19 protein-coding genes, 1 tRNA gene and 3 pseudogenes are annotated in these 24,588 nt (G+C 41.9%); 11 read left to right on the forward strand and 12 right to left on the reverse strand.

Translation table 11 applies throughout. The features are described from left to right. The first annotated feature begins 200 nt into the window (after window positions 1–200). A pseudogene (locus V7K32_RS12405) lies at window positions 201–1,640 on the forward strand (RtcB family protein). Window positions 1,641–2,107: 467 nt separating this feature from the next. Here the strand turns inward: V7K32_RS12405 and V7K32_RS12410 are convergent. From V7K32_RS12410 to V7K32_RS12420, 3 genes are all read right to left on the reverse strand, one after another. Further along, window positions 2,108–3,232 (reverse strand): hybrid sensor histidine kinase/response regulator, encoded by a 1,125-nt coding sequence (locus V7K32_RS12410; RefSeq protein ID WP_334993548.1) that lies wholly within the window; start codon window positions 3,230–3,232, stop codon window positions 2,108–2,110. 36 nt (window positions 3,233–3,268) lie between these two features. Next, a complete protein-coding gene (locus V7K32_RS12415) occupies window positions 3,269–4,600 on the reverse strand; it encodes an ATP-binding response regulator (protein WP_334993549.1) in 1,332 nt (443 codons plus the stop codon). Window positions 4,601–5,158: 558 nt separating this feature from the next. Then, the gene (locus V7K32_RS12420) at window positions 5,159–5,284 is read right to left on the reverse strand and encodes a hypothetical protein (RefSeq protein ID WP_334993551.1); all 126 of its coding nucleotides are present in this window, start codon (window positions 5,282–5,284) and stop codon (window positions 5,159–5,161) included. A gap of 309 nt (window positions 5,285–5,593) precedes the next feature. Between V7K32_RS12420 and V7K32_RS12425 the strand changes: the two genes are divergently transcribed. After that, on the forward strand, window positions 5,594–6,319 hold the full coding sequence (locus V7K32_RS12425; protein ID WP_334993553.1) for a response regulator transcription factor: 726 nt from the start codon (window positions 5,594–5,596) through the stop codon (window positions 6,317–6,319). Window positions 6,320–6,420: 101 nt separating this feature from the next. Here V7K32_RS12425 and V7K32_RS12430 read toward each other — a convergent pair whose 3' ends face one another. After that, on the reverse strand, window positions 6,421–7,782 hold the full coding sequence (locus tag V7K32_RS12430) for a lipid-A-disaccharide synthase-related protein (RefSeq protein ID WP_334993555.1): 1,362 nt from the start codon (window positions 7,780–7,782) through the stop codon (window positions 6,421–6,423). A gap of 471 nt (window positions 7,783–8,253) precedes the next feature. Between V7K32_RS12430 and V7K32_RS12435 the strand changes: the two genes are divergently transcribed. The 3 genes and pseudogenes from V7K32_RS12435 (at window position 8,254) to V7K32_RS12445 (ending at window position 11,988) form a co-directional block, all read left to right on the forward strand. Next, entirely contained in the window at window positions 8,254–8,967 is a 714-nt protein-coding gene (locus V7K32_RS12435; protein ID WP_334993557.1) for a type 1 glutamine amidotransferase domain-containing protein, read from the forward strand. Between the two features lie 609 nt (window positions 8,968–9,576). Continuing rightward, a pseudogene (locus V7K32_RS12440) lies at window positions 9,577–10,027 on the forward strand (BamA/TamA family outer membrane protein); the annotation flags it as partial. A gap of 341 nt (window positions 10,028–10,368) precedes the next feature. Beyond that, window positions 10,369–11,988, forward strand: a complete 1,620-nt coding sequence (locus tag V7K32_RS12445) for a serine/threonine protein kinase (protein WP_334993559.1) — start codon at window positions 10,369–10,371, stop codon at window positions 11,986–11,988. Between the two features lie 137 nt (window positions 11,989–12,125). On the opposite strand, the gene V7K32_RS12450 is transcribed toward V7K32_RS12445, so the two are convergent. Continuing rightward, a tRNA-Ser gene (locus V7K32_RS12450) sits at window positions 12,126–12,210 on the reverse strand. 881 nt (window positions 12,211–13,091) lie between these two features. Here V7K32_RS12450 and V7K32_RS12455 point away from each other — a divergent pair. Both V7K32_RS12455 and V7K32_RS12460 read left to right on the forward strand, forming a co-directional pair. Beyond that, entirely contained in the window at window positions 13,092–14,114 is a 1,023-nt protein-coding gene (locus tag V7K32_RS12455; protein WP_334993561.1) for a serine hydrolase, read from the forward strand. A gap of 125 nt (window positions 14,115–14,239) precedes the next feature. Next, window positions 14,240–15,244, forward strand: coding sequence for a 2-hydroxyacid dehydrogenase (locus V7K32_RS12460; RefSeq protein ID WP_334993563.1), 1,005 nt, complete (start codon window positions 14,240–14,242; stop codon window positions 15,242–15,244). Between the two features lie 192 nt (window positions 15,245–15,436). Here the strand turns inward: V7K32_RS12460 and V7K32_RS12465 are convergent, their stop codons facing one another. The 5 genes from V7K32_RS12465 to V7K32_RS12485 all read right to left on the reverse strand — a co-directional run bounded on the left by V7K32_RS12465 (window position 15,437) and on the right by V7K32_RS12485 (window position 20,133). Continuing rightward, entirely contained in the window at window positions 15,437–16,180 is a 744-nt protein-coding gene (locus V7K32_RS12465) for a M50 family metallopeptidase (RefSeq protein WP_334993565.1), read from the reverse strand. 176 nt (window positions 16,181–16,356) lie between these two features. After that, the gene (locus tag V7K32_RS12470; RefSeq protein ID WP_334993567.1) at window positions 16,357–17,235 is read right to left on the reverse strand and encodes an FHA domain-containing protein; all 879 of its coding nucleotides are present in this window, start codon (window positions 17,233–17,235) and stop codon (window positions 16,357–16,359) included. Window positions 17,236–17,464: 229 nt separating this feature from the next. Next, on the reverse strand, window positions 17,465–18,187 hold the full coding sequence (gene pgl / locus V7K32_RS12475; protein WP_334993569.1) for a 6-phosphogluconolactonase: 723 nt from the start codon (window positions 18,185–18,187) through the stop codon (window positions 17,465–17,467). A gap of 310 nt (window positions 18,188–18,497) precedes the next feature. Then, window positions 18,498–19,241 carry a ribonuclease PH gene (rph, locus tag V7K32_RS12480; protein WP_334993571.1) on the reverse strand — a complete coding sequence of 248 codons (744 nt, stop codon included), beginning with the start codon at window positions 19,239–19,241 and terminating at the stop codon, window positions 18,498–18,500. A gap of 268 nt (window positions 19,242–19,509) precedes the next feature. Continuing rightward, window positions 19,510–20,133: an adenylate kinase family protein gene (locus tag V7K32_RS12485; RefSeq protein ID WP_334993573.1), complete on the reverse strand. Its 624-nt coding sequence runs from the start codon at window positions 20,131–20,133 to the stop codon at window positions 19,510–19,512. A gap of 344 nt (window positions 20,134–20,477) precedes the next feature. On the opposite strand from V7K32_RS12485, the gene V7K32_RS12490 reads away from it, so the two are divergent. Both V7K32_RS12490 and dcd read left to right on the forward strand, forming a co-directional pair. Continuing rightward, a complete protein-coding gene (locus V7K32_RS12490) occupies window positions 20,478–21,014 on the forward strand; it encodes a P-loop NTPase family protein (RefSeq protein WP_334993575.1) in 537 nt (178 codons plus the stop codon). Window positions 21,015–21,100: 86 nt separating this feature from the next. Further along, window positions 21,101–21,670, forward strand: a complete 570-nt coding sequence (gene dcd, locus V7K32_RS12495; RefSeq protein WP_334993587.1) for a dCTP deaminase — start codon at window positions 21,101–21,103, stop codon at window positions 21,668–21,670. A 92-nt stretch (window positions 21,671–21,762) separates the two neighbouring features. Here dcd and V7K32_RS12500 read toward each other — a convergent pair whose 3' ends face one another. Together V7K32_RS12500 and thyX are read right to left on the reverse strand one after the other, a co-directional pair. Further along, entirely contained in the window at window positions 21,763–22,632 is an 870-nt protein-coding gene (locus tag V7K32_RS12500; protein WP_334993577.1) for an Rpn family recombination-promoting nuclease/putative transposase, read from the reverse strand. Between the two features lie 121 nt (window positions 22,633–22,753). Further along, the gene (gene thyX / locus V7K32_RS12505) at window positions 22,754–23,476 is read right to left on the reverse strand and encodes an FAD-dependent thymidylate synthase (RefSeq protein ID WP_334993579.1); all 723 of its coding nucleotides are present in this window, start codon (window positions 23,474–23,476) and stop codon (window positions 22,754–22,756) included. A gap of 382 nt (window positions 23,477–23,858) precedes the next feature. Here thyX and V7K32_RS12510 point away from each other — a divergent pair, with 382 nt between their 5' ends. Then, window positions 23,859–24,074 carry a chlorophyll a/b-binding protein gene (locus V7K32_RS12510; protein ID WP_334993581.1) on the forward strand — a complete coding sequence of 72 codons (216 nt, stop codon included), beginning with the start codon at window positions 23,859–23,861 and terminating at the stop codon, window positions 24,072–24,074. 142 nt (window positions 24,075–24,216) lie between these two features. Beyond that, window positions 24,217–24,495 (forward strand): annotated as a pseudogene (locus V7K32_RS12515) (redoxin domain-containing protein); the annotation flags it as partial. Between the last annotated feature and the right edge of the window lie 93 nt (window positions 24,496–24,588).

Raw genomic sequence — 24,588 nt, forward strand, 5'->3', positions numbered from 1 at the left:
TAAACTACTAAAAATACAAAATACTACAAAAGACTTGTTTTCCAATGCAAGTGTGTGTTATCAAGGCTATATAACCTGTTGTTTTCCCCACGATTCTGGGAAAATGACCCTCCGCACCACTTGAGACGCGGCTGCTGAACCCAAGTCTCCTACTCTCTTCACAACCAAGGGTCTTTTTTAAGGCTCTATTTGGAGTTTTCATGCAGCCAAAAAATCTCAAACGTCTCCTGCGTGCTTTAGAGCGGCAGGGTTTAGATGTAACTTACAACGATCGCACTTATTCTGTCCGCTTAGTTAATTCTCCTGATGCGCCTGTAGCAGAAGTGTTACTACCAGAAGGCTTCCCCGTAGAAGCTAAGGCACTCAAGCAGTTAGCGAATTTGGCAAGCGTCCGTCACCCATCAGGTGGATGTGTTTGTCGTGCCTGTGCTACGCCTGACTTTCACCCAGGTGATGCGGGTATTGCCATTGGTTCAGTCGTAGAAACTGTAGGTCAAATTATCCCTGGTGCGGTCGGTTCTGACATCAATTGTGGGATGCGCTTGCATGTTGCTGATTTGACAATCTACGAATTCCTGGCAAAGCGTGACCAATTCGTAGAAAAGATGAAGGGGGATTACTTCTTCGGTACGCGTGATGTGACAATGACTGCTGACACAATGCGATCGCTATTTCAGTACGGAGTTCCCGGTTGGCTGGATGCCATGCTAGATCAGCCTACGGGGAGTGTAATCAAGTCTGATTTGCAACAACTAGCCCAAGAGAGCGAACGCATCTTCTTAGGTGGTTCAATGGATGGTGACTGGAAACTAGCGCCTGAAGAATTGGTTCCCGATGCTGGACTAGTACGCGATGGCGGACTGGCAACCATTGGCGGCGGTAATCATTTTGTAGAAGTGCAGCGAGTTGATAAAGTCGAAAATCGCCCACTTGCCCACGCCTGGGGAGTGCGCGAGGGACAACTAGCTTTTATGATTCACTCTGGTTCCCGAAATGTGGGTAAGTATATTGGAGGAATGTGGCGAGATAAAGCTAAGGCGACTTGGCAAAAAGGTTTGAAATATCCTGATTCTCAGATATTTCCTCTCTCTACCCATTCTCACCCCGAATTAGTCGCCAGTTACCTGCAAGCTGAGGCCACTGCTGCTAACTATGCCTTTGTCAATCGCCTGCTGTTAGCGGAACTGCTACGTCTGCGTTTGCGAGAAGTATATAAAGATGTGGAAGCACCTCTAGTTTATGACTTGCCGCATAACATCACCTTACCAGAAGGTCAGGGATGGGTAACACGCAAAGGCGCAAGTCCAGCCCATGTTGGACAACCAGTGATTATCCCTGGTTCAATGGGTGCTTATTCTTATCTGATGGTGGGTAGAGACAATCCAGCATTTTGTAATTCTGCCTCACATGGGGCGGGAAGAATTCATTCTCGCTTCGATCTCAATCGCAGAGGTGCATCCCAAAGTGAGGCGGAACTTGGATTAACCGGGGTAGACTGCATCACCCTGCGTCAATAACGCCGAATTGAAGAAGCACCCATCGCCTACAAACCGATTCAGTCTGTAATTGATGTGCAGGTTGAGGCAGAAATGGTGGATGTTGTGGCGCGGTTGAGTCCCGTGTTGACATTTAAGGCGTAGCTGCCAAATAAAAAGCCCCTGGTCAACACCAGGGGTATCCATCATTTCATCTATCTATAGCATGTTTAAAACCTAGTTACGCACTTCACTAGCTACTAACAAAAATCCCCCGATAAGTCGGGGGTTAAAAGTCAGAAGATAATATCCCACATTCCGCACTTCAAAATGTATTATCTATCTTTTCAATAAAAATTCCTAATAATGTTCAAATTATTAAGTATTAATATTGAATACCATTGGCGATTTATGTTGTTGATTTAACCATTTTTTTCCACCTATGGGAAATCTACGCATATTACACGATGAAGTGCGGAAAGTCGGTAATATGATAATTGGCTTAGTTGCTATGGTAGCATTTGCCTCGTTTGCAAAAACCTTTCAAAAGTTTGAATGTCCTTTAAAGAAGAATTGTGATGAGCAACACAAACCAACGCCTAAAATCTAAAATCTAAAATTTGGTGAAAGAGTTAAATATTTTTAGGTAGTTGCACTGTAAACAAACTACCTTTTCCTAGTTCAGATGTTACCTTGATAGTTCCTGCGTGCGCTTCTATAATGCGGTGGGATAGATGTAGCCCTAAACCACTACCTGAGCGTTTATTTTTGCCTTGGCGAAATCGCTCGAAAATTGTTGCCTGATCTTCGGACGCAATCCCATATCCTGTATCTTGGATCTCGATTGTTACTGAATCGGAATTTACTGAATTAGGTGATTCAAAAATGCGGATTGTGATGCCTCCTGTATCTGTAAATTTGATGGCATTTGCAATCAGGTTGTTTATCACTCGCCGTAGTTCCAAGCGATCGCCCATAATAATACCCGTGTTTTTCCTCAGTGGATCTAATTCACGAGTGTCTATTTTCAGAGTCAACCCTTTTTCACTAGTTAAAGGACTCAGTTCGCTCACTACTTCTTGACATATCTCACGTAAATCGCATTCTTCCCAATTCAACGTTTTTTTACCTGCCTCGAAGCGATAGACTTCTAGGAGGGTATTTACCATTTCCATCAAATTTTTGTTACTGCGAATCATAACTGCGATCGCCTGTTTCATTTCCGGCGAAATTTTGCAGAATGTTTCCATCTCAAACAAATTCAACATGCGATCGGACGCTACTAAAGGAGTTCGCAAATCATGAGTCAGACGGGAAACAAAGTCTTCTCGTTGGCGGGCCATTTTTTGTTGTTCGTCCAAACTGTGCTTGAGACGTAACAGCGATCGCACCCTTGCCAGTAGTTCATCAGTATCAAATGGTTTACGAATAAAATCATCAGCACCAGCATCCAAACCTTCGACAACACTAGATTCGTGAAACGCTGTAATCAGCAGAATTGGAATATAACTAATTGCTGGGTTATTCCGAATCCGACGTGTCACTTCATAACCATCTATCCCCGGCATCATCACATCTAACAAAATCAGATCGGGTGGAGATTGTTCAACTTCTCGCAAAGCCTTTATTCCATCTGAAACCAAATGAATTTCATACCCCTCACTTTCTAAAATTGCTTCAACCAAAATAAGATTATCTGGAGTATCGTCAACTGCGAGGATGCGATAAATTTTATTATTATTTTCAATTACAGACATAATTTATCAACTTTTATCAGTTTTTTTGAAAGTAATTTATAGTTTAAATTTTGGAGATATTATTGATGCTTGCCTAACTTCATAAGATGAATGATGTGAATTTTGACTAGAGCTAAAAACCATTTTGTCATCTACCTTTAGAGGTACATCGGCTCCTACAGACGATAATATGATTTGGCGCGGCAATTCAATTTTAAACATTGAACCGACCCCTAATTTGCTCTCAAGAAAAATTTTGCCGCCCATCATTCGCACCAGTGAATCTATAATTGCCAAACCCAAACCTGTACCTGGATATTTCCGAGTCAGAGTTTGATCGACTTGTCGAAATCCTTCAAAAATGTGTTTAAAATCTCTGGCTGCTATGCCAATACCTGTATCCCGAACAATAATTGCCACTCGATTTACAGGTAGTTCTTTAACTTCAACCCAAATCTCACCAGACTCTGTGAACTTAATGGCGTTGGAGAGCAGGTTAATTAAAATCTGTTTGATCCGAACTGGATCATTATATATTAAAGAATTTTGCAAATCGATTTGCACTAACAATGATAAATTTTTGGACTCAGCTAGCGAACGCATTTCACTTACAGCGAGATTTGTTACCTTTGAGACATCAAATCTTTCTGCTTTTAAGTCTAATCGTCCTACCTCCAGCTTGGAAAAGTCGAGAACTTCATTGATTAACATCAGCAAATGCTTACCATTATTCAAGATGCGCTCAATCATATCTGCTTGCTGGTGCGTTAGTTGACTGAGCTTCGGACGCAGCAGTATTTGTGAAAAACCAATAATCGCATTCATCGGCGTTCTAAGTTCGTGAGACATAGTTGCCAAAAAATGTAATTTTAGCATTGATGCCTCGGATAGCTTCAAGTTTTGCATTTGAAGCTGTTGCTGTTGTCTCTCCAATTCTTGGTTCTTACGAATCAGTTGTTCATGACTTTCTCTAAGCTGATCTTTTGCCAAAGCTGCTTGCATTTCGGCCCGATAAACCCGAATCGCACTCCGCAAAACTTGCGCCAAGTTTTCTGGAGATATCCTAGACTTAAAGAGATAGTCTGTAGCACCAGCTTTTAATAATTTGACAGCAGTTGGCTCATCTTCTTGACCAGTTAAGACTACTAAAGGAACTTTAATGTCCGAAGAACGTAGCTGTTGAATTAAAGTTAGTCTATCCCGATCTAGTAAGCGATAGCCGAAGAAAACACAATCATAGGCAGTAGTGCTTAAAATAGAAAACGCATCATTGCCATCGGCTAGTTCAGATAGTTCCATTTGAATACCTGCTTTAGCCAGAGCACAACGGACTGCCATCCGGTCTACTTTATCATCATCTACAACCAAAATTTTCAGCGTATCTTCCATCGGTTTTTATTTTTGCTGCTAAACATAGCTTGATGTATAGCATTCCTCTTTTTATATTATCTAACTAAAAAATATAAGATTTTCAGACATCTAAAATCTGTAACTTTCTTGACTAAGGCATTTGGCATAATATCCAATATTAAGCGTTGCCATCATCATAAAGTTAGGTAAACATTAGTGCTTATAACTCATTTTTTGCGAAGTAAATCTGATTAATAATATTAACTTTATTGAATGATTGTTTGACATTCATCACATCAACTTCCTTGTCCTCCACTAAATAGTCTGTTAATAACTGTTTTGGGCGTTTATTTGGGTTGAAATCAGCCTGTTTTATCCTCAATTTTGTTAATTTACTAGATTATTGAAATTAAATTACTAGCAAAAGACCAATGATTCTAAAATAATTAGTAATTAACAAACCGAAAATTATTGACCTGAAGACAGCAAACATAGCTGATATAAAGTAAAATAAAATACTTTACTAAGCTTAAAACAATTGTAATTGAGTCCCCAAGCGGCTGTCGTCACCCATTGGTGAGAGTTACATACCATTAATTATGTACCATAAGCTTGAGTAGTTGTACTCATCAATCTGATAAATCCAAAGGTTTGGTTAAAAACCGCTTGAAACCATCGTTCGCTTTCTGGTAAGGTAATTTCTACCTTTTCTAATTTGTCCATTTTTGTAAGCTTTTTACAAGATAATAGTAATTAAGTAATGGAACATGGTAAATAAAAGCTAACTTGTCAGCACAGCAGGAGCAATTTGGTATTAGCCTCAATCTTTCATCCTTATGGTGCAAGTATCTATATATCTCTAGCTAGATTTATTTTCTATGTAAATGCTAATAAATAGGAGGTTTATTATTTCTATCGGTGGATGCAGAGTGTTTGAAATATCATCTATCTTTAGTATGGGAAAATAAAAAGATAGCGCTTACAGAAAGTAATACTTTGAAAGATGCAAACAGCGTAAGAGCGAATGTAGCGATGAATGAAATTAGCATTATTTTAATTGAAGATCATGACTTAACGCGAATGGGACTAAGAGCAGCATTACAGTCTCACAGCGCATTGAAAGTAATTGGCGAAGCAGCAAATGCTACCCAAGGACTAAAACTTTTGGAAACGGCAAAGCCAGATGTAGCGGTTGTAGATATCGGTTTGCCTGACATGGATGGCATTGAACTGACCCGTAAATTTAAACGCCACCAAGCTGAAACTGGGCAAACGACAACGAAGATTCTCATCCTGACAATGGATCACACAGAGGATGCTGTACTTGCAGCCTTTGCGGCGGGTGCTGATTCTTATTACATGAAAGAAACAAGCATCAGTAAATTAACTGAGGCAATCCAAGCGACTCACGGCGGTAACTCTTGGATTGATCCAGCAATTGCCAACGTGGTATTGCGGAAGATGCGGCAAGGTATTCCTGGAGAGAGCCAAAGTTCTGATAAAACGCCGAAGACTGTAAAAATTGAGGCATTGGCGTCAGAATACGAGCAAGTTTTGGAAACATACCCCCTGACTCAACGGGAATTGGAAATCTTAGAATTGATTGTAGCTGGGTGTAGCAATGGGCAAATTGCCGAGAAACTCTACATTACAGTTGGTACTGTGAAGACCCATGTTCGTAATATTCTAAATAAACTGTGTGCGGATGACCGTACCCAAGCTGCTGTAAGGGCTTTACGTTCTGGGTTAGTGGCATGAGAAGCTGGGGATGAGGGAGCAGGGGGAGCAGGGGGAGCAGAGGGAGCAGGGGGAGTAGGAGGAGAAGAACTATTGATTGTTGACCAATGCCCAATGGCCAATCAAAATTGTTCCTGTAAACATTCTGCAATGCGTAGCGCTGCTCCGGGTTTACCCATGCGTCGTAGACCATTTTCGGCAATAATTTGCAAAATATCAGGATCTTTGAATAGAGACTGTACAACCTTTGCTACTTCTGCTGGCTGCTCGACTAAAATCAAAGATGAGCCTAGAAGACGACTTTGAGCTTCAGCAAAGGCAGGGTTATATTGAGGCCCATTACCGGGAATAGCGATCGCAGGTTTTCCTAAACCGATAAACTGTTCTGTGGCTGTACCTGCCATAGCGATCGCTATATCTCCCAAATATAAGCAATCATTATAAGCTTTTTGTGTCAGCAATAAATATGCATTTCTTTGTTTAAATGTTAAGATGTTTGCATCAGCGATTTGGATAGGACATGCTGATTCAATGCGCCAGCCTTGAGATTGCACACTTTGGGATAAAATATGAGAGTCTAAACCCGGAGCGATCGCACCTAAAAACATCACTCTGTTAGAAGTATAGAAAATCGAATTTCGCTCCTGGAAACTTGCCATCAACGCAGATACAGCAATCATAATTATTTCCCAGTTGGCGTATGCCTCTGGCGGACGGGAACCAGGAAGAAGAGTCACTACAAAAGGTCGAACTATCTCTTGTTGTTGGCTATCCAGACTATAAAATTGTTGGCGTGAAAAAGTTGGTTGCAGACCATCCATCATCGGATTACCCAAACTTAAAGCTGGAATTGGCCATTGTTTTAATGTTTCCGTCGTCAGTGCATCTCTAGGAAACACCGCCTTACAACGGCGACGACTCATTAACCAGCGTTCCCACGGATGGTAAACTGAACCGGAAAAGTTTTCCCAACGCGCATCTTTAGATTTCCGTGGTAATAATCCAGCTTCATCGCGCACATAATATTCAGATTTCGCTGTACCTACAAAAGCATAATTAGCACCACTGAAAGTTGCAAACAACAACGGGACAATATCTCCTACAGCTAAAATCGCTTTTTTATTACCTAATTTTTTTTGAGAACTCACCCAACGGCGGACAGCTTTTATCTGGGTGAGGGTAAGTTGTAATAGACCACCGCGTACATCCCGCGCTAATTGGCGGCCATCCATATAAATAAAGCCGCCAGAAGGCATAGTGCGGACTGAACCGATGAGGGGAATATCCAACTGTTGGTAAGCACGTCCTTCACCTACCAGAGGTAAAGCAAAGATTTCTGGTGGGTTTGATTGTCGTTGGAGTTCTTGTAAAATCCGAACCGCAATCATATCTTCCCCATGACCATTACTTAATACAAGTAAGCGTAAAGGAGAAGTTGCAGCTTGAGAGTTAGAGGTTAGGGATAATCGGGATACATTACTCATAGAACCTCGCAGTAAGTATTGTGAGTATCAAGTGATGCTCATATCATCCCATGAAGAGTGCCGAGTTCCGCTAGGGATAGCGGGGCGTTTAGCCCGTCCCTCAACAAGCGAGTAGAAAGGCCGCCTACAAGGGGGAGCCACTGCGGTGGAAGGGTTTCCCGGCATAAAGCAAGTGGCGTCAGGGCTTTTACAAGGAGAAAATTACTGAGTATTTATTAATTTATTTACGAATCAGCACTGAGTTATATGAAAAGCACCCAGATTTTGATAACCCGCAACTTGGGTTAGTATAAAGCTATAGGAATCCGAGTTGATTATTGCTAAATATACTGAGAACTAAACCTTTATACGGTAAGCTCTTAGCTCTTATAATTTTTCAAAAATCAAATAGGAGTCCTATATCAGCTAAACACAAACTCTTTGAGTGTTTGTCTGATGCCAATCTTTGATTTAATAATGGGAAGTAACTTTATGTCTCAAAAAGTTCTAGTTGTTTTAACGAGCCATGACACCTTGGGGAAAACAGGCAAAGAAACCGGATACTATTTGCCAGAAGTGAGCCACCCAGTCGCCGTTTTCGAGCGAGCTGGCTTGATTGTTGATTACGTCAGTCCCAAAGGTGGGAAAGCACCCATGATTGGAATTGATCTCAACGATCCAGCGAACGCTGCGTTTCTCAACAACCCTGAGAAGATGGCACAGGTGGAGAATACTTTGACCCCAACTGAGGTTGATCCATCGGCATATAATGCAATCTTCTTTGCGGGTGGACATGGTACGATGTGGGATTTTTCTGAAAATTCCCAGTTGGCTAGCATTGCAGCAAGCATCTACGAACGAGGTGGTATAGTTGCTGCGGTGTGTCATGGCCCTGCTGCGTTGGTCAACATCCGACTTTCAAACAATGATTATTTAGTAGCCGGAAAGAAAGTGTCTGTCTTCACCAACGAAGAAGAAGCAGCAGCCGGATTAACCGATATAGTACCCTTTCTGTTAGAAGCAAAGTTGATTGAGCGGGGTGCAACAGTAGAGAAAGCACCGAACTTTCAGGCGAAAAGCGTGGTGAGCGATCGCTTGGTTACTGGACAAAACCCAGCCTCAGCAACGGGTGTTGCTGAAAAGGTCGTGGAACTTCTGAAACAGCAAAGCCCTAGCCTTACCTCAACCGCAGGTTCGGCCGGATAGAAGAAACAAGAGATAACATTTTTTTATTTTCACATAGGGGTAATTCATGAATTGCCCCTACAGGCTTTACTTTTGCGTAAGTCCTATTTAACACTAATCCACTAAAAATATAGCAATCCTAAAAGGAGTTACGAAAAAAAGATCCCCGACTTATTCAATAAATCGGGGATCTGAGCCTCTGGTAGTGTTAGCGTGAAACAAAAAATTATAACTAACTGTCTGTATATACAAAGGTAAGCTATTCCACAAATAAACTTGCATAATTAAGGCGCTCATGTTGCCCACCGCACAAGAGTTATAAAAATTTTAGATATGTAAACTAGATGTGGTTTAGCTTATTAATGGGAAAATCCGCAAAGAAACTGGAATTTAGTATTATCCATATTCCTGAACCTTTGTAGAACTAACTCTCAGTTAATTAGGTTAAATATTATATATTATGAAAATTTCTGCTACTGCAATTTTGACTTTAGCTACTTTGGCTGCTGCCAATATTACTCAGCAAGCAACGGCTGCACCTACTAAATCCCTCACTCTAACTACAAAAACTTATAAGTAAGTGGGCGCAAATAATCATCACTGGCTCGTAGTTGCGCTTTAGCGCTAAAGCGCCTCAAAGCCAATTACAGCCAATATTTACCAGTCCAATTATTTAACACCAAACAGCCACAAGTATTTGCTGTGAATCTGCAAGCTGGTACTGTGCTTGGTAACTTACCGCCCTACGAAAGCTTTAACTTGGGTGGTTCCAACTCAGTACGCGGTTACGATTCTGGAGATGTGGGGAGTGGTCGCAGTTATGTGTTAGCTTCCGCAGAATATCGTTTTCCCGTCTTACCAATAGTCGGGGGTGTATTATTTGCCGACTTTGCCTCAGACTTAGGCTCTGGTGATACTGTATTAGGAGATCCAGCAGGTGTGCGAGGCAAACCAGGCTATGGTTTTGGTTATTGGGGCTGGAGTGCGATTAAATTCACCACTAGGCTTAATTCGGGCTGACTATGGCATTAATGACCAAGGAGAAAGCAAAGTGCATTTAGGCATAGGTCAGCGATTTTAAGAAAATGAGCATTTTCTTCAGTGCGTCCTTTAATTTTAATTTACTGAATTAATATTTTGCATTGTAGCAAGTAGCGTATTAGTTATCAGATCACAGGCGTGGAAGATAAATTGAGCCTGTTTCTTACTTCAGGATTTCTTGACTCTCGCTCGCGTTATCCTATAAAGATAAAACTGTTGTGCTTATGGGGAGGTCTTTCTTGCTTGGAGAGTTCCAACAACTAAATCATCCCGTAAAATAAACAGGCAAAAACCCTGCCTATAATATGGGAAAATTTTTTAGGAATCCCTCAAGACTCAGGACTCGCTAGTTATCTGCTCACTCAGGACTCAGGACTCTTTATGTTAGCAGGCACAATTTTGCAGGATGGAAAATATACCCTAATTCAAGAAATAGGGCGGGGTGGCTTTGGCATTACCTTTAAAGCTACGCATCACTACTTGGGTCAAGAGGTGGTGATGAAAACCATCAATGAACGGCTGCAACAACATCCTGATTTTGCAAAATTTGAGCGCCAATTCCAAGATGAAGCCAGACGATTAGCTACGTGTATTCATCCAAATATAGTCCGAGTTAGTGATTTTTTTGTCGAAGCTGGACTGCCTTACATGGTGATGGAATACATTCGTGGCCAAACCTTGGGAGACGCATTTGTATTACCAGGGATACCGTTACCTGAAGCCACAGCAATTCATTACATCCGGCAAATTGGGGCAGCCTTGCAGGTAGTGCATAACAACGGTTTGTTACATCGAGATGTCAAACCAGATAATATTATCCTTCGTGAAGGAACCCAGGAAGTAGTACTGATTGATTTTGGCATTGCTAGAGAATTTAATGGCAGTGTCAGACAGACTCACACGGGTCTGGTTTCTGAGGGTTATTCTCCAATTGAGCAGTATTTGACGCAAGCACCACGCACACCCGCCACGGATGTTTATGGTTTAGCAGCAACCTTGTATGCAGTGTTGACAGCCCAGGTTCCTACGCCCGCATTATTGCGCGATCGCCAACAAATGCCTTCCCCCCGCGAACTGCAACCACATTTGAGTGCTGCTGTCAACCAGGCCGTAATGCGCGGTATGGCGGTGGAGTCTCGTTTTCGACCAGCGACAGTTGCTGAGTGGTTACAACTGCTACCTGGAAATGGGGTGAATATGACACCGCAAGGCTTATCTACTTATGCTGTGCCAACTGTCAATTTATCTGCCCAACAGGCAGTAACTTTACTTGGAAAAACTGCCCAGAATCGCATTCATAAACCATCTGCATTGGTGCAGCCCAACCCAAGCATTGCCAAAGAAAATGTACTGGCAAAAAAACTGGGGTCATCTCAAATATTCATAGGTATAGGTGTAGCCCTGGTAGCTGCTACAGCAGGTTTTGGCATCACTAGCATCTTACCCAAACCTCAGCCGCAGCCAACTCCAAAACCCATTTTTGAACAGCCAACTCAAGAACCACCTGCGAAAGTTCCTAATTTAGAGAGGGGTGAAGAGACTAACACCACCTCAAGAACCGAATCAGCACCTATTTATAATTCCAAGCAGCGTCGGCGTAATCGTCGTTCTTCCCCAGAAGAAACACCCAGCAGCCCTACACAAGAATCACAACGCCGCGATTTTGAGCAATCTGCACCTTCACCTAGCGTTTCTCCCACACCCTCGTTAGTCGAAAAACTACGGGCGATTCGTTCATCTCGTAGTGCTTCCCCCACACCACTACCAAAAAATAACTCACCCGCTTCTAATCAGAATTCGTCTTCTCCTCAATCGGTAATTCCATCAAATCCTGTGGTTATACCAACAGCGCCACCGACAGAATCCAAACAGCCAGAATCCAAACATTCAGATCCTTCTGCTGTAGTAGTACCAACACTGGACAAGCAAAATTCACCGATTGATAGTCAACCCCAAAACGATCAGAAATCTCAGGAAAAACTACAAGATGACAATAATTAGTCAATTTTAAATTTTTTCTTCAATCTAAAATCCAAAATTCACAATCTAATAATTGAACACTTATGACCTAAGTTTAGTTATTTAAACCAGATAACTTAAAGCTTAAACAATTTAAATGCTTACAGAATAAGGAAAAACGGAGAGGGGGGGATTCGAACCCCCGTTGGGTTTCCCCAAAACGCATTTCGAGTGCGTCACCATGAACCGCTCGGACACCTCTCCAGCTATATCATTCTACACATTTGAGTATTCAAATGCCGTTAAGTAAGGCAAATTTTACCATATTCCCTATAGTACTATAACATTATCGCTTTATCTGCGTAACTCCATGCTTCGGGAACGCCACCCCCCAAGCCCAAGACTACCGCGATCGTGCTTGCCCCAATTACCCGGCGAGTCAGCCCCAACTCTTAAAGACACTATGTTTCGACTTCGTTCAACATAAATTCGCGTTCGGGGAAGTCAAAAGTCAATGACATCACAGATGTCCTAAGTAAGTGGGTGCAAATAATCATCACTGGCTCGTAGTTGCGCTAAAGCGCAAGAGGGCGCAACTACGAGCCAAATACAGAGATTTTACTTTTCGTTACATAGTTTGGTTTTATCTTGTCTAGCTACTTATTTGTTTAGCGATTTACCGCAATCTATTCATTAAGTTAACCAAGATTACGCCTAAAACAAACATCCAACCTGATGCAGGTAAGTCTCTTATAGAAATTTTATAACTGTTAGAAAACGATTAATAACTAATGGCTATTAGTCATTTTGTCGTGTTCAGCTTCAACTTTTTAATTGGTTCCACTGCGGGTGCTTTTTTTATGTCGATCGCTATGTATAAATCCTTGCTAGCAAAATTAAAACCGCAATTCTAATCTCTTAGCATTTGTATAATTACATAATTAATTAATGTAATATAAACGTATTTTTATATTATTACTTATATTGTTTTTCAAAATTATTATTTTAAGATATTTCCAAAAATCTCTTATTAATATCTCTTGACATGAGATATTTTAGTGATTACTATGTCAATCAATCCGGATTTGATTAACTTCTTCGGAAAATCTCTGTAAATAAATCCAACACTATCCTCACAGCCCTGCATGAAACTACGCTGGTTCTTACTGAGCCTTACAAGTATTCTTTTACTATCGTCCCCTGTAAAAGCGAATCCCAATACGAATCAAGTTGGCAACGTAAACGACTGGAGTGCAAATCAATCTGATTTACAACTACCAAAACTTAAATTTATTCCTCCGGTTCCTCTAAGCGATCCTGTCAACCCAATAAATACTTCTAAATTTACTGGTATAGTTCCTCTAGGACGCGAGATATTAGAATTAAAAACTCCTATTAAAGCATTAATGGCTCGCTATAGATTCCTTACTCCCGGAATCTTTTTTATGGATTTAGAAACAGGGGATTATTTTAGTTTTAACGGTGACAAAGCTTTTTCCGCCGCTAGCACAATCAAGTATCCGATTTTGATTGCTTTATTTCAAGAAGTAGATGCAGGAAGAATCAAACTAAATGAAACTTTGGTGATGCGGCAAAAACAAGTTGCTGGCGGTTCTGGAGATATGCAGTATCAACGAGTGGGAACTAAGCTTAGTCTGTTGCAAACTGCAACCAAGATGATGACTATTAGCGATAACACTGCTACAAATATGATTATCGATCGGTTAGGTGGTGCATCTAAATTAAATCAAAAGTTTCGCAGTTGGGGATTGCAAAGTACTGTAATTCATAATATGTTAGGAGACTTTAAAGGAACTAATAAAACTAGTGCAAAAGACTTGGTACGACTGTCAGCTTTGATTACAAATAATCAGTTAATTTCTGATATAAGTCAATCCAAAGTTTTAGGTATTATGATTCGTTGTCACAATAAAAGTTTGCTTCCATCTGGCTTAGGTTATGGTGCAAATATTGCCCATAAAACAGGGACTTTACGGTTTGTACTAGGCGATGCGGGTATCATTGAAACGCCATCGGGTAAGCGTTATTTAGCAGGAATTTTCGTGCGAAGACCGAATAATGACATTAGAGCTACGGATTTTATTCGTGAAGTTTCTCGGGTGATGTATGGTTACTTCGATCAGGCAAAAGTCAGTCATCTACCTTAAAGCAATCCTGAATTCTTTTTTGTTCAAAGCTGTGATGCCGAATAGCCCATTGTAGACATTGCTTCTCTAACTGCCAAGGTTATCATGTAGTCGAACATTGTGCAGCATAGAGTTTGAGGTTTTGCATGAAAGTAGCAGTCTTCAGTACAAAAGCCTACGATCGGAAATTTTTATCAGCTGCAAATTCTCCCACGGAACATGAGTTAGTATTTTTTGAACCTCGTTTAAATCGGGATACAGCTATCCTCGCCGCCGGATTTGGGGCGGTTTGCGTATTTGTGCATGATCAGGTTGACGCGCCAACTTTAGAACTTCTCGCCTCACGGGGAACTCGGTTGGTTGTCCTCCGTTGTGCAGGGTTTAATAATGTAGACTTACAAGCCGCAGCAGACTTAGGAATTACCGTTGTGCGGGTTCCCGCCTATTCACCCTATGGGGTAGCAGAACATGCTGTAGGATTGATTTTAAGCTTGAATCGCAAAATTCATCGGGCTTATAACCGTGTTCGAGAAGGCAATTTTTCCCTAGATGGACTGTTGGGATTTAATTTGCATGAGCGCACAGTCGGGATTGTTGGCACGGGCAAAATAGGTCTGATTTTAGCACAGATTATGAAGGGGTTTGGCTGTCACATACTCGCCTATGACGTTTATCGCAATCCCGAATTAGAGGCGCTAGGTGGAAAGTATGTAGAGCTACCTGAACTATTTGCTAACTCCGATATTATCTCTCTACATTGCCCCCTGATTCCCGAAACGCATCACTTGATTAACGCTGAGGCTATAGAACAGATTAAGTCAGGCGTGATGCTAATTAATACTAGCCGAGGAGCGCTGATTGATACCCAAGCAGTGATTGAGGGGTTGAAGTCTGGCAAGATTGGCTATCTAGGTGTGGATGTCTACGAACAAGAATCGGAATTGTTTTTTGAGGATTTGTCTGGCGAAATTATTCAAGATGATATTTTCCAGCGTCTGACGACGTTCCCCAATGTACTTATTACCGGACATCAAGCCTTTTTTACAGCAGAAGCTCTCCACAATATTGCAGAAACAACTTTTGCTAATATTGCTGATGTTGAACAAGGTCGTTCTTGTGCAAATGAAATTCGCGCTCAAGTGTCAGCTTAGTTGACATCCTCACCGCCCACCGCACAGCTAGGAGTTCTGCGAGAATTTCAGCTTGTTGTTTAGGAGTTAAACTAGGTAACTGTAACTGGTTAACTAAGGGTTGTACTTTCAGGCACTCTCTATTTAATTCAGCAATAAAAATACTGAGGGTTGAATTCGTGACTGCAAGAGGGCGATCGCTCATCTATCTTTTCATTCCGAACGATAGGCAACGCGGAGACTTTGGACTAAAATCACCAGAGATGCGATCGCCATTAACCCGCCCCAAAACCAGTAAGGTAAAAGCAAATATCGCTGCATTTGCGCTGTATCAGAGATTCCAAGGGAACCAGCAGAACTACTAAATAGATAATCAAGTTGATGGTACGTACTTACACAAGCTTGTACACCCAGAAATTGAATGACAAACCCCTGCGCCCAGCGAGGTGCTTTCAGAGCAATACCCAAGATTATTAAACCCAGCAAGGGAATTGCTACCAATCCAAACCAGGAACGTACCCAAATTAATGTGGAAAATAGCAAAAAACTTCCTAATATTTTTAAACAGAGGGTTGCTGCTGTAAAACTACGGGAAGCCAGAATCAAACCTGCACCGGCAAGAGGCGGCCCCATTGGGCCTGCGGCTGCGACTATTGCTAGGCCAATTGGCCCCAATGACGACTGGATGCCATAGGTTGCGACACCAGAACCATTGCTAAAAATCTCTAATTTCTGAAACTGTCCCCCTAAGAAGAGTGCCATTAAGCCGTGACCCATTTCATGAAACCAAGTTGCCAGGATCGTAAATGGGTATAAGATATAATCCCCTCCTGGTACTTGCCACAGTAAAGCAGTTGCGATCGCTGCTGCAATTAGCCAGGTTAGCCCCATGCGTTCAACAACTGGCGGGGCTTCTTTGGTAAGCAAGGGTTCAAAATTTTTACTTGGTTCCCTCATAGGTTGCTTTATTTTAGATTTTAGATTTTAGATTTTAGATTATTCCCCCGATTAATTCGTGGGGCATTCAATTTTGGATTTTAGATTTTAGATTTTAGATTATTTCTTCAATCTAAAATCCAAAATTCAAAATCTAAAATTCGCAAGACTGATGTCACAATTTGATCGAGAATCAGTTAAGCAATTTGAAAGAGAAATGTCATTAAGTCTCCTTTACCCAAGCTGATGCGATCGCCTGGTCGCAAGCGATGACGATTCCCTGGTAAGAGTGGCGAATTATTAATGTAAGTGCCATTGGAACTTCCTACATCCTCTACATAATGAGCATCTCCCTCAACGCGAATATCTGCATGAATCCGCGAGACAACTTCTGAATTTGGAAATCCTGAAACATCTATATCTGGGGGAATCCGGTCATTGGGCTTGCCGATATGAATCACAGAGAGATTTTGCGGCAATTCAATTAACCGATCGCTTTGAACGTGGATTAACCCCGCTGTAACCTGCTGCAATTGAGTTTTGGCAACAGTTGCAGTTGGGGCTGGTGCTGCTGGTGGCTCTTGTAGTTCGGCTTGGGGGGCTGACGCTGGTTCCAACGGTGGTGGAGTAGGAATACTTTGTCCAAAGACGGGTTGAGCTGCTAAGGCTGGCGCTGGTTCTGGCGGGCTGCTTTCTGCCACAGATACCTTTGGCGGAGCGGCCGGGGGAGCTGCCACCTCTGTTGCTGGTAAAGATGAGACGGGGGGATGGGAGCTAGTAGATTCGCCCATTCCCAAAGCATCTGGTTGTAAAAGTTCTAACAGGGGATCGGGTGGAACTAACGGCGGAACTTCCACAGGAACATCGGGAGTAACTGTTACAACTGCCGTAGGATGAACGTGTGGAACTCCTGCGGAGTGAAGGTTATAGCCACATTGACCGCAGAATGCAGCATCTGCCTGCACAGTTGCCCCACAACTGGGACAGTTAGTAGTCGCGGGTAACGGTGTATAGCAAGCTTCACACTGGACAGCGCCGTTAGGGTTGGGATGATTGCAATTAGGGCAGACGATCATCGATATTTAGCCTTTGTTCAAGATCATCATAAATACATGTAGGACTGGCAAGCAGAGGGCGGCCCTAGCTTTAGATTCTAGCAATTACTGCTGATGGAACCATTAATTGGACACGGGGAAAGGGAGGAGCAGGGGAAATGAGGGGGATGAGGCGGACAAGGGAGAATTTACTCCCCTCTCTCCAATGCCCAATGCCCAATGCCCCATGCCCCATGCCCAATTCCCAAGTTTAATGTTGAAGTTCTAAACCTGCTGCCGCATCTAGCAGCCACCAAAGTTCTCCTTGAGGCCGAATTAAGCGGGATGGGTAAGTGAAGTCATCGGCTACAGGTGCAAAGACTTGCGCCAAAGCTGGCCGTTTATTAGCACCAGCAACTAGAAAAATCACACTGCTCGCAGCGTTGATGAAGGGATATGTGAAACTTATCCTGGGGTTTCCGTCTTTGTTACCCACGGTAACTAGGCGATCGCGTACTTTAAGAGCCTCTGTGTGGGGAAACAAAGATGCGGTATGTGCATCATCACCCATTCCTAGTAATACTACATCCAACGCGGGAAACTCGCCCCCAGAAGAATTGAAAAATTCTTTAAGGTGTTGTTCATACTTAGCAGCAGCCAGTTGTGGATTAGCTTCTAAGGTTGGTACGGGGTGAATGTTAGCTGCTGGGATCTCAACACGATCTAGCCACGCCCGACGCGTCATCAGTTCATTGCTATCGGGGTGATCTGGTGGTACGTAACGCTCATCCCCCCAGAATATATGAATTTTATCCCAAGGGAGTTTTTGAGTAGCGATCGCTTCGTATAACGGTTTAGGTGTACTGCCGCCAGATAAGGCGATCGTAAACTGCCCACGCTGCTCAATGGCAGTTTTTAACTTGGACAAAATTAATTCTAGCGCTCGTGCAACCAGTGCTGGTTGATCCGGAAGAACTTCAACGGTTTTGTTCATGGCTTCATCATCATATTGCTCGCTTCTGGCAATACAATACCGAACTTATTACAATCCTCCTTTTTAACTTTTGAAACATTTAACATCATGGATTAGGTAGGCTGGAAAAACGTAGACGCTTATACCTTCAACCGTAACTTGTCAGTAGTCGGTTATACTTACTACTAACGGCTCTGATGATTATTTTTATTTACACCCAGTTACTTGATACTTTGTTGATTACCGCCACAGAGGATACATTTATTAATTCTTATTAAAAATTAATAAAACTAATTAATTAGTTCATTTTGCCCTGGGTAGTGACATATTATCAATCTCCCACAAATAACCCTTCCCAGTCAGCGATCGCTTCGCGTTGGGCGATTAACAATTCCTGAATTCCTTTTTGGGCGACATCTAGCAGTTGATTCAGTTGAGTCCGGCTAAAGCTGCCTTCTTCGGCTGTTCCCTGGACTTCAATGATTCCCATGTGTTGATTCATCACAACGTTAAAATCTACTGTTGCAGCCACATCTTCGATATAATTCAGATCCAAAAATGGATCTCCATCTAGTAATCCTACGGAAACGGCTGCTACCTGTCCACACAGAGGCGATCGCTCTAGTACCCCCTCTTGCAACAATTTAGAAATCCCATGAGCCAACGCCACAAACGAGCCTGTAATGGCTGTTGTCCGAGTTCCAGCGTCTGCTTGCAGCACATCAGCATCCACAGTCAGGGTGTGTTCTCCCAGCGCCTCAAAATCCACTGCTGCGCGTAAACTGCGGCCAATTAAACGTTGAATTTCTTGCGTCCGTCCAGATAATTTTAATAATTCCCTGTCTTGCCGTTTTTGGGTAGCAGATGGTAGCATCCGGTACTCAGCAGTTAACCAGCCTTTACCAGTTCCTTCAAGAAACTTCGGAACTCCCTTATTAACGCTAACACTACAAAGTACTTGAGTATCACCGCATCTTGCGAGAACAGAACCGGGGGCAAAGTGGGTAAAATTGGGGTGAAAGCTGATCGGACGTAGTTCGTAAGCAAGACGACCGTCAGGACGCTGCCAAGCCATTGGAGTTGCCTCAAGTTTTAGAATACTGCCTTAAGATTACCTTAGTGTTATTGGGCATGGGGAATGGGCAATAGTTATTAGGGACTGACAAATAAAAAAATGTTCCAAAACTGACGCAAAAACTCTCTCTATTTCTTCTCTCTGCGTTCTCTGTGCGGCAGTCGCTCATGGGGGAAACCCCCAAGACCGCGCTGCCTTGTCTGAAGTGGTTCGTTTATTGGAATAATTTATTTCTTGTCAGTCCCTTAATTCTTGTCCCTCACTCCTTTTAAGGAACTGAAAGCAGAGTCAAAATATTTTGCAGCACCATATCTGGTGACTGGTCGCCGTTGATGGTCAACAAGCAGCGACGACGGTCGTAATATTCAAGTATTGGAATGGTGCGATCGTAGAATAATTCTACACGGCGTTGCACGATTTCTGGTTGGTCGTCTGGTAGCGATCGCCCCAAGGATCGGCTAACCATAACAGCTTCTGGGACTTGGAGATAAATGGCCCAATCTAGCTTTTGCTCTAAATTATCTAATAAAAAATCTAATTCTTCAGCTTGGAAGGCAGTACGGGGATAGCCTTCTAAGACCCAATCTCCCTTAATATCTGGTTGTCTGAGGCGAATTCGGAGCAATTCAACGATCATTTCATCTGCAACCAATTCGCCTTTTTGCATATAGGGCTGGGCGTGGTAACCTAGTTCACTCAGGCTAGCGTAAACCGAAAGAGAAGTGCGTGGGTCAGCTTCCAACCATTGGAACTCCGGGAGGAGCTTATCGTCAGATATCGCTTCCCGTAAAATCTCACCTGTAGAAATCATCGGAATATCAAAGTATCTGCAAAGCCTTTCTGCTTGAGTGCTTTTACCCGATCCTGAACCTCCCAGAATCACCAATTTCACAACAATTTACTCCTCATCCTGTCAAATTCACTACTTGCTAAGTCTGTTTTGCCCAAACAACCGATAAATCTAACATTTAGCGATTTTCAGCCGTTATACCTAGCTTTTTTAAATAATTTGAACTGGAACTCTAATGTTTTTATTTTTACAACTCCTTTCCGAGAAAAGACGAAAATATAAATTAACAGAACTCTTGACTTCAGCACAAACCTAGTGTTTGACTAAGAATGCAATTTGCCAAATCCACGACACTTGGGAAAAACAGATAGATTATACAGGCAGATTTGTAATAAGTACCGCCAGCCCAAACCTTTAATTTATTGTAATTTTTTGAACATTACCCTATGGTTGCCCAGTTAGAAACTCCAAGTATAAATTCACCCCTTACTTTACCATATCCAGTGGAAGGACTAGTGCAAGTTTTCACTAGCTCCCACCGTAACTTTTTTACGAGCGTTATGGCGCAAGCACTGAGAATAGCTGGACAAGGAACGCCAGTATTAATAGTTCAATTCCTCAAAGGGGGTATTCGTCAAGGACAGGATAGACCTATACAACTAGGACAAAATTTAGATTGGATTCGTTGTGATTTGCCTCGTTGTATTGATACAGCACATTTAGATGATACTGAAAATCAAGCTTTACAAAAGCTGTGGCAGTATACACAGCAGGTGGTGTGTGAGAGTAAGTATTCTCTCGTTGTCTTAGATGAGTTAAGTTTAGCGATTAACTTTGGTTTAATTCCTGAAAGTGAAGTTTTAGCGTTTCTGGCAAAACGCCCTCCCCACGTGGATATCATTCTCACAGGGCCAGAGATGCCAAAGTCTCTCTTGGATGTAGCAGATCAAATTACAGAAATCCGCCGGAGTTATCGACCTTAAACAAAATGCTCAATTCACGATATCCTAGTAATTCGGTTTGAATTAGCTGTGAAGTTGTGATTAAAAACGATATCTGGATTACTGAAATGGCTCAAAAGGGTTTAATCTCGCCCTTTGAGCCAAGTTTAATCCGAAAAGTACAAAAAGATGAGTCTGTACCGGTTCAACCTGTAATTAGCTACGGTTTGTCTTCTTATGGCTATGATATACGCCTTTCTCCGGCTGAGTTCCGCATTTTTCGCCACATTCCCGGAACTGTAGTTGATCCCAAAAATTTTAATCCCCAGAATCTGGAGCCAACAGCACTGCACACAGATGCTAATGGCAGTTACTTTATTTTACCTGCTCATTCCTATGGACTTGGGGTTGCTCTAGAAAAACTAGAGGTTCCTGAAAATATTACAGTAATATGTATAGGTAAAAGTACTTATGCACGTTGTGGTATAATAGCAAATTTAACGCCTGCTGAGGCTGCATGGCGGGGTCATCTTACCTTAGAGTTTTCCAATTCTTCTAGTGCCGACTGTCGCATCTACGCGAACGAAGGCGTAGTGCAATTGCTATTTTTAGAAGGTGAACCATGTGCTATTAGTTATGAAGCCCGTCAAGGTAAATATCAGGATCAACTAGAGATTGTTACATTAGCAAAGGTATAATTAAATATTCCTAAATAGCTCAATTTAAGTTCCTGTTAATCTGTGCGATCGCTCTACATCATACCTATAAATCGGAGTGCGATCGCTTTTTCCTACAAAACATTCTGTAAATCTTCAATTGTATTTGCTACAACAATTCTGCGTAAAATCTCTTTCAATTGCTCTAAGTCAGAAATTTGCGAAATTTGCGACATCAACTCCAAACCATCGCTGCCAAATTTCGCCTCTAAACTTGTTTCGATGCTAGAGATGATTCCACGTACTTGTCCTCGTGCTTCTCCTTCTGCTTGTCCTCGTGCTTCTCCCTCACGTATAATTTCTTGATACCAAGGTGACTCTCTTAAGACTGTCATATCCCACCTCATGATTTCCTGAACTAAAGTACTTTCTAATACAAAGGTTGCAAAAAATGCCAGAACTGTCTCAAGTTGATTTAATTGCTCATCAGCACGTAGCATTCGCAATGCTTCCCTAATTGTAGACTCGTTTTCTCCGCCTTTGAGAATTGGTACAAAGGGAAGCAGCGAGGGTAATGGTGTCTCAAAAGCAATATTTACGTCAACCTCCCAAAGATTTATCACGCGGTAATCTTGAATTGCTCTTAACCCGATAAAATTGGATGCAAAGCTTGTAGGTATTTCACTGTTGCTGATTTTGAGAATATTAATGAGTACAGGGTACGTTTGTAGTTTATATTTCTCTTCTGCAAGAGCGGTATATGCACGCATCCAACGCGGCATTTCTGATGTGTAGCGTAATTGCAATTCATTGAGAATGAGAAATTTTCCGTATTGGGGACTTTCAGCCTGAATTACAACATCGCTTTGTCGGCTAATCCATTGGAATTCTGTATTTAAGATTTCGCCTGTAATAATGTCGGGAATTCCTGTCACCCATTTTGCCCAATTATCTGGTGCAAGGCTGATTAATTTTTTAGTGCTAACATCGACAGCTTTGTTCATCAAAAAAATAGATGCGATCGCTCTAAATCAAACCCAATAAATCTGAGAATAGTCGCATCACTTTATCCTATCGCAAATTATGTCAAATTTCGCATATCGAGAGCATGGGGTAAGCGATTATCTAAGGTGCTAACCTCGCTTTACCTAGACGCTGCTTTTCATACCATTGTGCGATCGCAGGTGCCCAATCTTCAAAATGAGGCCACATCATTTCACACAATTTTTGAATTTCAAGTTGAGCATCTTTCTTATTTCTCAAGTCACAAAAATGCAAGAAAGACCTTAAATTGAAACTAACTACAAAATGTTGGCGATAATCAAAAGGTACTTTACCTCTTGCGTGTTCTTCAGACATCCCAGCCTCAAAATCAGCTTTATATCGTTTAGCTGCTTCTAAACACCACTCTAAATCTGCTGCTCGTTGCTCTGATGAATAGTGGTATTTTTTGCCTTGTCTATCAGTGTAATAACCAACAGGACGGAGGTAAAAAACATCTTCTATGTCTTTTTTACCTTCTACTACATCGATAAATTGGTTGCCTGTATATCTAAAAGATTGTACATCAAATGATACTGATACACGATGGGTACGGGCTTGCTGCATCACGCTGTGGGGAAAGTAGCCACAGTTGAAAACAATCTGGGGATGCTCTAGAGGCCCATAATGTCCTCTCTCACCTGCTAAAAGTCGCTTAACAATAACTTCGCCGCTTTGTGACTCCGAAGGCCAAGAGTCGCGCTCATCAAACACAAACCCATCAGTATAGTCTTGGTGCATCGCTGCATAAATCACCTGCTGCGGGTTTGGTGTTTTGGCAATAACCTCTACTCGAAATCGATGCATTAGGTTTAAAGAATAAATTTGTGACTGAAAGTAAACCAAATCTTAGTTGAGAACCGTAGTTTTCACCCTCTCCCTAAATCCCTCTCCCTCTCTCTGGGAGAGGGAGTTTGAAATTCTGGCTCCCCGAATCCCAGAGAGAGGGATTCGGGGTTGGGGGATGAGGGCAAATCCTTTTCATCATGGAAGAACTATAGGTTTCAAGATCGACGTGGTTTAGTTACTAATAAGGAGTAGAGCCTGTTGCTTAGACATTGCTTTGAACTCGATTCATCATCATATCTCTTCTCTGGCTTGGACTTCTACTCGATCAGATTAAAATACTTTACAAATATTAATAAGTTTGTTACATTTATTTACATAAAGAGAAGACAGGGAAAAATCCATGCGTACAAACACTGCTATAATTGATGACCAAGGCAAACTGAACAACTTTGCGATCGAGCCAAAAATTTATATAGACGAGCAAGGCGATCGCACTGGTTTCACTCCCTACGCAGAAATGCTCAACGGTCGTTTAGCAATGATTGGTTTTGTCTCTCTGATAGCATTAGAAGTATTCACAGGACACGGCATCGTTGGTGTTTTGGCAAATCTATAAAAAATAATTTCCATAACTTAATTCTCAACAAATAATAAGAGACGGTAAATTTACCGTCTCTTAATTTATGGAAAACTTAGTGGTAGAGTAAAAATATACTGATAGCAAAAGCCGCTATCAACGTAAAAATATTGGGTGAATTATGGCTTTAACTGCTTCAACTATGTTGCCACTAGGCACAAAAGCACCAGATTTTAATCTACCGGAAGTAGTATCTGGAAAGGCAACTTCACTTTCCACCTTCGCAGATAAAAAAGCGCTGTTGGTAATGTTTATTTGTCGGCATTGCCCATTTGTCAAGCACATTCAACAAGAATTAGTGCAGTTAGGAAAAGATTATTTTACAAGTGATTTAGCGATCGTTGCCATCAGTGCTAACGATGCAAAAAATTACCCAGATGATGCGCCAGAGTCGTTACAACCCACATTCCGCACTTCAATCAGTAGTATTAATAAACTACATTTAAATAAAATTCCAAATTATAATTTGGACTCCTAAGTAACCCTGAAAAAA

This window comes from Nostoc sp. (assembly GCF_036917635.1).
In the GTDB taxonomy this organism is placed as follows: Bacteria; Cyanobacteriota; Cyanobacteriia; order Cyanobacteriales; family Nostocaceae; genus Nostoc.